The organism is Rubritalea marina DSM 17716, from assembly GCF_000378105.1.
Taxonomy (GTDB): domain Bacteria; phylum Verrucomicrobiota; class Verrucomicrobiia; order Verrucomicrobiales; family Akkermansiaceae; genus Rubritalea; species Rubritalea marina.
The window spans coordinates 184,805-196,696 of record NZ_KB899250.1 but is presented as its reverse complement, the minus strand read 5'-3'; the positions used below and the strand labels follow the sequence as shown (position 1 = coordinate 196,696).

At 53.5% G+C, this 11,892-nt stretch carries 10 protein-coding genes; 1 reads left to right on the top strand and 9 read right to left on the bottom strand.

The genetic code is table 11. From position 1 onward, the window contains the following. Positions 1-22 precede the first annotated feature (22 nt). Both F454_RS0104625 and zwf read right to left on the bottom strand, forming a co-directional pair. Positions 23-1,093, bottom strand: coding sequence for a glucose-6-phosphate dehydrogenase assembly protein OpcA (locus tag F454_RS0104625; RefSeq protein ID WP_018969460.1), 1,071 nt, complete (start codon positions 1,091-1,093; stop codon positions 23-25). A gap of 13 nt (positions 1,094-1,106) precedes the next feature. Then, complete coding sequence (gene zwf / locus F454_RS0104620; protein WP_018969459.1) at positions 1,107-2,639, bottom strand: glucose-6-phosphate dehydrogenase; 1,533 nt, start codon at positions 2,637-2,639, stop codon at positions 1,107-1,109. Positions 2,640-2,961: 322 nt separating this feature from the next. Here zwf and F454_RS0104615 point away from each other — a divergent pair, with 322 nt between their 5' ends. Next, a complete protein-coding gene (locus tag F454_RS0104615) occupies positions 2,962-3,333 on the top strand; it encodes a DUF2237 family protein (protein ID WP_026292706.1) in 372 nt (123 codons plus the stop codon). 193 nt (positions 3,334-3,526) lie between these two features. Here F454_RS0104615 and acs read toward each other — a convergent pair whose 3' ends face one another. From acs to F454_RS0104580, 7 genes are all read right to left on the bottom strand, one after another. Next, positions 3,527-5,485: an acetate--CoA ligase gene (gene acs, locus F454_RS0104610; protein WP_026292705.1), complete on the bottom strand. Its 1,959-nt coding sequence runs from the start codon at positions 5,483-5,485 to the stop codon at positions 3,527-3,529. A gap of 306 nt (positions 5,486-5,791) precedes the next feature. Next, positions 5,792-6,640, bottom strand: a complete 849-nt coding sequence (locus F454_RS14190; RefSeq protein ID WP_018969455.1) for a pseudouridine synthase — start codon at positions 6,638-6,640, stop codon at positions 5,792-5,794. 129 nt (positions 6,641-6,769) lie between these two features. Continuing rightward, entirely contained in the window at positions 6,770-6,925 is a 156-nt protein-coding gene (locus F454_RS16060) for a small basic protein (protein ID WP_018969454.1), read from the bottom strand. Positions 6,926-7,356: 431 nt separating this feature from the next. Further along, positions 7,357-9,252, bottom strand: a complete 1,896-nt coding sequence (locus F454_RS0104595) for a RecQ family ATP-dependent DNA helicase (protein ID WP_169334323.1) — start codon at positions 9,250-9,252, stop codon at positions 7,357-7,359. Between the two features lie 138 nt (positions 9,253-9,390). Beyond that, a complete protein-coding gene (locus tag F454_RS0104590; protein WP_018969452.1) occupies positions 9,391-9,918 on the bottom strand; it encodes a hypothetical protein in 528 nt (175 codons plus the stop codon). Between the two features lie 194 nt (positions 9,919-10,112). Then, positions 10,113-10,736 (bottom strand): PEP-CTERM sorting domain-containing protein, encoded by a 624-nt coding sequence (locus F454_RS0104585; RefSeq protein ID WP_018969451.1) that lies wholly within the window; start codon positions 10,734-10,736, stop codon positions 10,113-10,115. Between the two features lie 35 nt (positions 10,737-10,771). Beyond that, positions 10,772-11,848 (bottom strand): TIGR02597 family protein, encoded by a 1,077-nt coding sequence (locus tag F454_RS0104580; protein ID WP_169334322.1) that lies wholly within the window; start codon positions 11,846-11,848, stop codon positions 10,772-10,774. Positions 11,849-11,892 lie beyond the last annotated feature (44 nt).

Below are 11,892 nucleotides of genomic sequence, written 5' to 3'. Positions count from 1 at the left end.
TGGTATGAATTTCTTTGGGCGCTTAGCTGCGATCCATGAGCTCGATGTAGCGTGGGAAGACCTTCTTGAAGAGGGAGTTCTTTCCGCCGCGTGAGAGTTGGTCGCGCACGAGGTCTTGCGGTTCGATGCTTTCAGCTGGGGTGGATTCTTCCACATGGATGCCTTGAATGTCGAAAACCAGGTGGATGAGGTTGTCATTTTCGCCGAGCGAGACCTTGGCTTCAAAGTCATCGCCTGAGAGAGTGACCTCGTTGATCGCGAGGCTATTCTCGTCGGTGACGATTTGGGCTTCGATGAACTTGCCACCTTTGCTTTGGAAGCTGAACGAGTGGGGTGCACGGTCGCTGGTGAGCATGTCATTGGCGAATGCCCATTCGCATTGGGTACTCATCCATGCGAGGAGCTGAAGCCCAGACTGCAAGTTGTCTGGGTGCACGACGATGTTGACCTTCTCAATTTTTGGTAGTGCCGCTTGGCCGGCGTGGTCGTCAAATAATGAGGCGATTGCGAGGCGCACGCGGTAGGTGCGCGTCCAGGATAGGTCTTGCACTACGAGGCCATCTTGGAGGAGTGCGCGCTCGAGGAGGCGGTATTGTGCACGTGGTTCAGCCCATTCTGCTGAGTCGATGATGAGGCGAGCAATGAGTGTGTAGAGGCGGTCGTCAAAGCGGTCGGTAAGCTCTCCTTGCCACCAGAATACTAAGGGTAGGTCGCTCTGGAGGTGGGCGAAGATGCTATTGCGGTAGCGCCCGACGACTTTGCCGGCGAGGTGGAAGGCGATCTGTTCGCAACACACGGCTTTCTTGCCATTGGCGAGATTGCAGTGCGCGGTGATCCATGAGCGCATGCCCACCTCTGGGTCATCGAGGTCAATCCCGACGAGGATGGCGCGGCAGGCGTGCTCGCGGGTGATTTCTCTCACCATCGAGGAATTGCATGCGAGAGCGGAGGCGTCTTCTGAGTAGACTGCAAAGTTCATCAGCGAGGCGTGCGTGCTCGCATCGTCTGCTTCCCATAGTTTTTTGAGTTCAATCTCAATGTCTGAGACTGGAACTTCTTTTCCGAGGATTGAACAATCTGAAGGAATGGTCATGGGTGCTAGTTGCTTAGAGTCTTCTCCAGGAATTGCCGTCTTGCTCGAGCAAGTCGTCCGCTTCTTTTGGTCCCCAGCTACCAGCGACGAACTCAGCCATCTCTGGTGTGTGGTCGGAATCGTGCCAAGCGCGCTCGATGTGGTCGACGTAGCGCCATGCTTCTTCCACCTCATCGCGGCGTGCGAAGAGTGTGGCGTCGCCTGCCATGGCATCGAGTAAGAGGCGTTCGTAGGCCTCTGGGCTGCCTTTGCCAAAGCTGGTGGCGTAGTGGAAGTCCATTTTCACTGGTTCCATGCGGAGGGTCGTGCCTGGAAGCTTGGACATGACACGCAGTGAGATGCCTTCGTCTGGCTGGATGCGGATCACGAGGACATTGCCGCCAGAGGCAGCACCTGGGATCGCATTGAAGAGAACGCTTGGTGGGGACTTGAAGTGGATGGAAATCTCGGTGGCCTTCTTTGGAAGACGCTTACCAACGCGGAGGTAGAATGGAACACCACTCCAGCGCCAGGTGTCGACGTGCATGCGTAAGGCGACGTAGGCTTCGGTCATGGATTCTGGGTCGACGCGGTCTTCCTCACGGTAGCCAGGCACTTTGTTGGCATCGATGTGGCCTGCAGTGTACTGCGCGCGCACCACATTTTGCTTGATGAGTTCGGGTGTGTTGAGTTGGCGAAGGGAGCGGATGACTTTGACTTTTTCATCGCGCACACCATCGGCTGAGAGGTCAGTTGGTGGCTCCATGGCGACCAAGCTGAGGAGCTGGAGGAGGTGGTTTTGTACCATGTCGCGCAGAGCGCCAGCTTTGTCGTAGTATCCACCGCGTCCACCTTCCATGCCAAGGTTTTCGGCACAAGTGATTTGGATTTGCTCGATGTACTTGCGGTTCCAGAGTGGCTCGAAGATCGAGTTGGCAAAGCGAAGAACCATGATGTTCTGCGCGGTTTCTTTACCGAGGTAGTGGTCGATACGGTACGTGTCCTTCTCTTCGAAGGTGTTGTTGACCACGGAGTTGAGGTGCTGTGCTGTGGCGAGGTCGGTGCCGAATGGCTTCTCGACAATCACGCGCGCCCAGCAACCCTCGGCCGAGTTGTTGAGGCCGACTGCCTTGAGGTTCTCGAGGATGACATCGAAGAACTCTGGGGCACTGGCGATGTAGAACAGGCGATTGCCTGCGCCACCGCGGGACTCGTCGATCGCGTCTAGGCGCTCAGCGAGGCGCTTGTAGCCGTCGATGTCGTGGAATTCGCTCTGATGGTAGTATACATTTTCTTTGTATTCGTTCCAGAGTGCGGGATCGTGGCCGGTGCGTGAGACTTTTTGGTTCAGCTCTTCGAGGCCGGAGCGGAACACGTCATCTGATTTTTCACGGCGTGCGAAACCGATGATTTTCACCCCATGGGGAAGTTCTCCGTCCACAGCGAGGTTGTAGAGTGCTGGGACAAGTTTGCGGTGGGTGAGGTCACCAGTGGCGCCAAAGATGACGACGGAACACGCTTCTGCACGGGAACGCGATACTAAATCTTCTCTAAATGGATTGCTCATTGCTGCGGGCAGCATTCCCTCGGATTGGCAATCTGCCAAGCCGTAACTACGGCAATTGATAAAAAAGTGGGAGAAGATCTCGATGTTCTGTTCAGTAATCGGAGATTCTTAAGGAGAAATCATTATGCTAGTTTGAAGTGTCTTGTCGGGTTTTGGTGGTCGCGGGGGTGTTCTCCTATTTGTTGGGGCGGGTGAGCGTGTGCGGTCGGGCGACTTGGTGCTGGTGTTATGGGGCGAAGTTTGGCTGTATCGTTGGAGTTGTTCCCCGTGAGGGTTGGTCGCAGGTTTGGCCGATGGATTAGAACACACTTAAGATAAGAGGATGAGTAAGCAAAGTAATGTATTAGGAACACCGCTACAAAAGTGCAGCACGCAACCGCTGACGGGGTTTATGCGTGATGGCTATTGTTCGTGTTGTGCTGGGGATCATGGCTTGCACACCGTGTGTGCGAGTGTGACGGCAGAATTTTTAGAATTCTCTCGCTCGAGAGGTAATGACCTTTCGACGCCACACCCTGAGTATGGATTCCCTGGTTTGAAGCCTGGAGATTGTTGGTGCCTCTGTGTCACACGCTGGGTGGAAGCGTATCAATCCGGGAGCGCCCCAAAGGTCCACCTTGAGGCCACGCACCTCTCAGCGCTGGAGTATATCGATCTTGAAACCTTGAAAGAATTTGCCACTGAGCCGTCATAGAGATGGCAGTATGGTCTAGGGGCTGAGTTTGAGCTTGGTTCACGGACATGTGTGGACTGAACAGAGGACGCAGGTCCCTACTTGGCTTGGTGGTAAGGAGGTGGTTCCTCAAGCGTTCGGTGACATAAAAAAAGCCAGCCGCGACGGTGGTCGGGCTGGCTTAGACGATTGATAGATAGCTTCGGTGCGGAGCTTATTTGGCGTCAGCAGCGATCGATGCCTTGAGGGCATCAATGACATTGCTGTCTTCCAAGGTGGTGACGTTGCCGGTGACATCGCCGGTGGCGACGAGCTCCTTGAGGAGGCGGCGCATGATCTTGCCTGAGCGGGTCTTAGGGAGGCCTGGGGCAAAGTGGATGTCATCTGGCTTGGCAATGGCTCCGATGACTTTGCCAATGTGATTGCGCAGCTCAGCTTTGAGCTCTGGGCTTTCAGTGAACTCGCCTTTGAGGGTGACGAAGCAAACGACCGCTTGGCCTTTAATCTCGTGAGGCTTGCCTACGGTGGCGGCTTCGGCCACGGCTGGGTGTGCGACGAGTGCGGACTCGATCTCAGCGGTGCCGAGGCGGTGACCTGAGACGTTGAGAACGTCGTCGAGGCGTCCAACGATGTAGATGTTGCCATCTTCATCTTTGCGTGCGCCGTCACCCGCAGTGTACATGCCGTTGTAGTCGCTCCAGTACGTGTCTTGGTAACGTTGCTTGTCGCCGTAGATGGTGCGGAGCATGGATGGCCATGGCTTGCGGATCACGAGGCGCCCGGCCACATTGGGTGGGCATTCGTTGCCTTCCTCATCGAGGATGGCGGCATCGACTCCGAAGAATGGTTTGGTCGCGGTACCTGGCTTGATTGGGGTGCAGCCTGGGAGTGGTGAGATCATCACAGCTCCAGTTTCAGTTTGCCACCAGGTGTCGACGATCGGGCAGCGGCCGCCACCAATTTTTTCGTAGTACCATGCCCAAGCGGCTGGGTTGATTGGTTCCCCCACGGTGCCTAGCAGGCGGAGGGTGGAGAGGTCGTGTTTATCGACAAATTCGTCGCCAGCTTTGATGAAGGCACGGATTGCTGTAGGGGCAGTGTAGAAGATGGTGACTCCGTAGGATTCGATGATGTTCCAGAAACGTCCCCAATCTGGGTAGTTCGGGCCACCTTCGTACATGATTTGGCTGACGCCATTGAGCAGCGGGCCGTAGGTGATGTAGGAGTGGCCTGTGATCCAACCCACATCGGCGGTGCACCAGTAGACGTCGTCTTCTTTCATGTCGAAGATGTACTTACAGGTGGTGTAGGTGCCTACCATGTAGCCGCCTGAAGTGTGGAGGATGCCTTTTGGCTTACCGGTGGATCCAGAGGTGTAGAGGATGAAGAGCGGGTGCTCAGAGTCAAAGCCTTCGGCCTTGTGTTCGGAGGATGCTTTGGCCGTTTCTTCGTGCCACCAGAAGTCGCGCCCCTGAAGCATGTCGATATCATTTTTACAACGTTCGAGCACGATCACAGACTTGACGGTGTCATTGCCTTCGAGGGCTGCGTCCATGTTGTCTTTGAGTGGCACGACACTCGCGCGGCGCCATGAGCCATCAGCGGTGATGACTGCCACTGCTTTGGAGTCTTCGAGGCGGTCTTTGATGGATTCTGAGGAGAAGCCACCGAAGACGATCGAGTGGACTGCGCCGATTCGGGCACAGGCGAGCATGGCGATGGTGGCTTCAGGCACCATTGGCATATAGATCAGTACGGTGTCCTCGGCTTTGACGCCTTTGGCAAGTAGGACATTGGCCATGCGGCTGACTTGTTCGAGGAGGTCGTTGTAGGTGAGGGTGCGCTTGTCGCCAGGTTCACCTTCCCAGATGATTGCTGCTTTGTCGCCGCGGCCAGCCGCTACATGGCGGTCTACAGCATTTTCGCAGACGTTGAGTTTTGCGCCTTTGAACCACTCGGCGTATGGAGCATTCCATTCGAGTACTTTCTCCCATGGTTGCTGCCAGGTCAGGTCATTGGCTTCACGCGCCCAGAAGGTGTCAGGGTTTTCGATAGATTCTTTGTGGAGCTCTTCGTACTGTTCCATGCTGGAGATACGGGCCTTTGAGGCAAACTCAGCAGACGGTAACAAGGTAGTGTTCTCGTCAATCGTTGGGATGGTTTCTGTAGTCATATGTTCAAATGAAATAGGGTGGGTATGGACAGCTGCGGGGCACGTTACCAGCCTGAATCTGCTCCTGACAACCAAGAAACCGATGTTTTTTACACGAATTTTCAAATTTCAATCAAATGCAGTCATCTGATTGTGTGGTGGTGCATCGGTTCTTTAAATTTGCAGTTTAAATGTGTGTTAGAATTTGTCGAAAATGGCCCTTTTTTCTAGAAACTCGACTAACACGATGATCTAATCGCTAGGACAAAAAAAGACCCACCAAGCTGGCGGGTCTTTTTCATGTGATTGGTAATGAGTTGCAGGCGTTTAGCGTTTGCGTTTGTAGGATTTTTGTGAGCGCTGCGTGGATTTTGGGCGTGATTTGGCGGTTTTCTTCTTTGCCGCGCTGCCACGTGTTTTCTGAATCGAGTGCTTTGTTTTGTATGAGCGATCGAGCTTTGGGTTGCGCATCATGAGCTCGAGGTCATCGTATTGGAGCTCTGAAAAGCGACCTGCATCCAAGCCGCCTAGAGTGAGGTGGCCGACGCGGATGCGTACGAGTTTGACAACATTGAGGTGAGCGGCTTTGCACATGAGGCGGATTTGGCGCTTGAGGCCAGTCTCGAGTACGATGAGAAAGCGGCGGGGGGAAAGGCGTTTGACAGCCTTGGCATATGCTTTGGCTTCGCCAGTCCAGATGCCATTGAGAAATTGGTCGAGCACATCATTGCTGAAGGCTTGATTGACGGTGACGAGGTATTCTTTTTCTACCTTCTTACCAGGGTGGGAGAGTTCTTGCGCGAGATTGCCATCATTGGTCATGATGAGCAGGCCCTCGGAGTCGCGGTCCAAGCGGCCCACGTGATTGAGGTGGCGCATGTTTGGAGGCAGAAGCTCGTAGATTGTTTCGCGTTCCAGTTCATCGCTCTTGGTGCAGACAAGGCCTTTAGGCTTGTTGAGCATGATGGTGCTGGTGTCGCGGGGAAGGACGCGAGTGTTGCCGATTTTAACGAAGTCGTCCTCGGTGACGCTGGTGGCAAGATCCGTGCAGACTTTGCCATTCACTACGACGTTGCCTTTCTTGATCAACTCATCGCATTTACGGCGTGAGCCGATGCCACATGAGGCCAAGTATTTGTTGAGGCGGATGGCGATCTGTGTTGGTTCTTCGTGCATGGATTGGTGATGGGAAGTCTGGTCGATGAGGAAGGAATGCAGACTAGCAGACCGATAGGGCTAGCGACAAGAAAACCCGCACAGTGCATGTTGACCGTGCGGGTGTGTAAAGTTCTTAGAGCCGGAGGCTTACTTAGTGACCTTGGTCTTAGGAAGGCCGATTGGTGATTGGCCTTCTTGCCACTTACCAGATTCCTGGAGTGCCTTAACGCGTTCGAAACGCTTCATCACTGAACGCTTACCTTGTGCGCTACCTTTTGCTTTGAGACTGGAGTGCTTTGACATAATAAAAAATTGGTTTGGTTGCTGGAGGCGCAAGCTAGGGGGATCGATGGAAATTTGCAACTGGAAATTTCGTTTTTTTCGGGACTTTATTTTTTGGGTAGTGGGCGCATGGAACCATCCTCCCAAGAGGGGCGATGCTTGATGTCGTTCTTCTCTAATAAAAAACTCGCCCCGAGGCTTGTGGGCCAAGAGGCGAGTCTACCTACACATGAAATTAGATTTGAGCCATTTTAAATATTACAAGCTCATCACTAATGAATAACTACATCTAAAAAGCGCCCACTAGAGATTTCTTTGTCTAAATCATCTTCTTTTTTTGAAAATTATTTCAAACCCTAGGTTTTTAGGGGGGCGGGCTTGGGTTGACCATGGGTTCGGTGGTTGCGGTGGACTCATGTCCCTAGCTGCATTGGTGGTGTGCTTCGGGACGCTTATCCGATGGCGACTTTGGCGTAGGCGTGGACTTCGGTGTAGGGTAGGCGTGCTAGGAGGCCAAAGTGTTTGTGGTGGTGCAGGTAGTACTGGCGGTTGCGACTGCTGTGGATGCCGCAGAGGAAACGTGTGAGTTGTTCGGTGCTATGGATGCGATGCGCTTTTTCTTTGAGGAGTTCTTGGATTTCTCTGAGTTCCGTTTCGCTGGGCGTATCTGGTGTCGCGCTCGGTAGTGTTTTTGGGCGTTTGTCTTTTTTGCAGGATGAGCAATGACCGCAGGGTGGGACATCGTGGTGGCTGAAGTATTTTGCTAGATTGCGTGCGATGCAGGCTCTGGAGGTAGCGATACGCACGACTTCGTCGAGCTTGGCAAATTCTGACTGGATCCATTCGCTTTGTTCTTGGGTGAATTTGGCGATAAAGTTGAGGGGTTTCTTTTTGATGGAGTAATGCCAAAACCATCCACTGGGGATGAGCTTTATTTCATCGGCGTCCGCGAGTTCGTGAAGGTGTTTCCAGAGGAGCGTGTGTGAGAGTTTGAGTTTTTCGCAGAGGGCATGGGTGTCCACTCGGTCGCTAGCCTCTATGAGGGTGGCGAGTGCTACTTGGATGCTCTTGGCTTGGTGCTCGAGTTGGAATTGTTGGCCAGCAATCGGCCAAGCTCTGGCGTAGCGCCAGCTGCTGCGGGTGAAGCGGATCGCTCCTGAGCACTCAAGTTTGGCCATGATGACGCTAAAGGTGCTGGGGGAGATATCGAATTGGACTCTTGTTTGGTGTGGGCTCAGGGTGCATTCGCTGCCTTGGGAAAAGAGTTGTTCAAGCAACTGGGTGAGTGAGCGTGGAGGGATTTCAGCTCCGTGAATAAAGTTTTTAAGTGTGATGAGGTCGTCTCCGCAGGCAAGTAGAGTGCATTGGCTGGGTGCACCGTCTCTCCCGGCTCTGCCGCTTTCTTGCATCCATCCTTCGGGGGATTTGGGGAGGTGGTAGTGGATGACGCTGCGGATGTTGCTTTTGTCGACTCCCATGCCAAAGGCGATGGTGCAGACGATGACTTCGACGAGGTCGTCCATGAAGGCGGCTTGGACCTGCTTGCGTGACCCATTGCTCATGCCGGCGTGGAAGGCGCGAGACTCGAAGCCATGCTCGGTGAGGAAGTGGCTGAGTTGTTCCGTGTCCTCCTGGCGTGTGACGTAGACGATGGCGGGTAGGGTGTGTGGACCACGCAGGGTATCGAGTAATTTGGCATTGCGTTGATCGGAGCTCACCGGGTGAATCGTGAAGCTCAGGTTGGGTCGGTGAATCGGCGAGTTGAATTGGGCCTTTTGCTTGATCTTGAAGTGGCGTCTGATCTCGCTGGCGGTTTTACGCGTGGCTGTGGCGGTGAGCGCGAGCGTGGCGTGTGGCTTGAGCTGGCGGAGTAATTTGGGGAGGTAGAGGTAGGATGGGCGGAAGCTTTGCCCCCAGGATGAGATGCAATGCGCTTCGTCCACCACGGCTAGGCTGATCTGGAGCTGCTTTAGAATGCTCAGGAGTGCAGGATTGGCCAGTGACTCAGGCGAGGTGTAGAAAATCTTGAAGGCTCCTTGGCGCAGGAGTTCGAGTGTCTCTGCTCGCTCTTGTGGTGAGAGTGTGGAGTCGAGGTGCCCCACTGGGATGGGGGTGTCTAGCGCGCGTAAGCTCTCCACCTGATCGGCAATGAGTGAAATGAGTGGAGCAATGACGAGGGTGGTTCCAGGGAGGAGCTGGGCGGGGAGCTGGTAGGTGAGCGACTTGCCGGCGCCGGTGGGGAAAATGGCCAAGCTAGGCGTGCCCTGGAGGACTGACTCGATGACCTCGCGCTGCAAGGGGCGGAAGGAGTCGTGACCGAAGTAGTGTTTTAATGGTTCATCGATCACGAGGCTGGTTTTTTTTGAATGAGGGGGGTCGGTGCATTTTAGTTGGTGCGCGGACACGTGAGGACATGTCACCTGCCAGATGGAGGTGTGGGTTGTGGGTGTGGCGCGTGCGTAGGCCAATGTTCCAGCCGGTGGTGGCTAGGGTCTGATCTCCTTTTCTGTGAAGGTGATTGAGATTTGGTATTTCCCTTCTTCGTTGGCCACGCCCATGAGGACGGTGCCTGAGTCCTTTGGCCAGAGGTGTGAGTGGAGTGCTTTGCCAGGCTCGACTTGAGCTGCTTCAGGCATGGGGTTGGCCATGAGTGGGTCACCATAGACTTCGTTGATCAGCTGGAGCGCTGCGCGGAATGTCCAGCTGACGGTGGTTTTGTAGCGGATGTCAGACACGGCATCCGAGCGCAGCGTGACATTCTTGAGTGTGTTGTCATCGTTCCAGCTGAAGTAGAGGGAGAAGTTGTTGCCTTTCAGTGGGGTGTTGACTTGGAAGATGCCGCTGAGGTCGGTGTCTTTGCCGATGTTTTCCACGGGGACGTTTGAGCTCAGTTGCTCATTGTTCTTGAGCTTTTCAATCACGACTTCCTTGGTGTCGCCGAACTCAAGGTTTTGGTAGGCAGCGGCTGAGGATAGGGTGACGCTGAGAATGAAGAGGCAAAGAATTCTGAACATGCGCGCAAGGTTGAATGAAAAGGGACGGGAGTTAAAGGGAATTGTTGGGGGTGTCGTAGAATCTTTGGTGTTGGGCATACGGTAGTGCCTAGGCTCTGTGGAACACCTTTCCAGACAAGAAAAAGCTCCCGCCTCATGCATGAGGGCGGGAGCTGATGTTCGTGTGTAGGTGGTCGAAACCACTAGGAGAATTCCTAGCGACGACGACGAAGAATGAAGCCCACGCAACCAAGACCAAGCAATGCTGTGCTGGATGGTTCTGGGACAGCGGCTACAGTCATGTCTGCTGTGAAGTCAGCTACTGTGGCTGACCCTCCGAAGTTTGAGTCATAATACGCAATGTTAGCAGAGCCTCCATCACCAGGGCGAACCATAGCGAAGCCTGCTTCTGATTCTGCGGAATTGGTATTTGAGTACAATCCGTAGTCAGTTCCAGACGAGATAGTTGTGCTTGTAGTATCAAACCATACAACAGTAAATAATGTGCCAGCATTAATGTTGTTACCTGAGTCGTATGATGCAGATCCTAAGAAGAAGTAACCAGCATCACCAGCATCAGTAGTAGTGCTTCCGAGGGCTAATAGCTCGTCACCATCGTAAGAGTTGCCAATTGTGAGGGTTTCGTCTAAGAATGATGATCCAGATGGCCCAGTGAGGTTGCCGCTGGTGTCAGCAAAAATGGCTACTGTGCTGCCGTCTGAAAGTTCAGTTCCAAGAGAGTCACGTAGGCTTAGAAATTCAAATGCTAATGTCACAGAGGCTTGAGCACTGCTAGCTAGTATCGTGCTGGCGATAGCGCCAGTTAGTAGGTTCTTCATGTAAAGTTAGTGAGTCGGGTTGTAGTTAGTTTGATTTAGTAACTTGGTGTGTTGTTCCAAAAGTGAGTTGCTCCATCTAGAGTTTGATATTTTCTAATGATAATGCCTTCTGAAGCTTTAATGGTGTCAGTGTCGGCGGTGGATTTATCGGAGCTATCAATCCAATTCGTGCCGTCATGGTAGAATATTTTAGATGCAGATTTGTTGAGGGATCCAGCTGTGTTGTCAAATATGTGTAGTTCGTCTCTTCTGCCTGACAAACGGGAGCTGGTACTCGCTACGAATGCTCCACTCTCATATAGGTTGAGGTTGTTGAGAGCTACGTCTACTGGGCGTGGAACGGCAACGTAATTATCTTGTGCTCCAGTTGTTCTAGTGGAGAGTGGGATGACAATCTGAGAATTTGTATCGACAGTGCCTGAGGCTGTATAGGTGGTTGATGTCGAAACTGCAACTGGGTGTCTGATAATAATGTACGAATCAGGCCACAGTAGTTTGTTGTCGGAATCGCCGTTGTCAGATGCGTCTGCCCAGCCTGTTGATTTGAGGAAGTGAACGGAGCCCGCTGAGCGGTTGACGCCTTCGGTAGAGTTATCAGGAATTAAAACCTCGGTGCGACGAGCTGAAAGACGGTTGCTAGCACTCTCTACTATCGTGTCTTGGGTCGCTTGTGGGAAAAGCGTGCCGAGTGTCCAGAACTTGTAGACTTTGAGGGTGTCGGTATCGGAGATGTCTGTGGCGGCATCGCCGTTGAGTTCGATGGTGACGTTGTCACTGCCATTGGCGGTGATTTGGTAGAAGTTGCCGTCGAGTGTACCGCCCGTGAAGCGCACGTAGTAGTAGGTGGCGTATTGGTCGGTGGTGAGGCCAGTGATACCGTTGAGGGTGAAGGTGGCGGTGGTGCCATCTTCGGTGGCAGAGCCACTGACTGCGGAGGTGATGCTGTCGGTGGTGTTGAGGAAAGGAACCGAGACGATGGTGTCAGAATTCGGCAGACAGGTGACGGTGGTGTAGCCCACTGGATCGGTTGCCACCGACTGCGCAGGTAGTGTGGTGCTGGTCGCAAGCATTGCTGCTGCGAGGCCTCCTGTTAGCGAAAGGGTGTGTTTCATGGTCATGAGTTTGGATTTAACGGCGAGGAATTTGCTGAGACGTA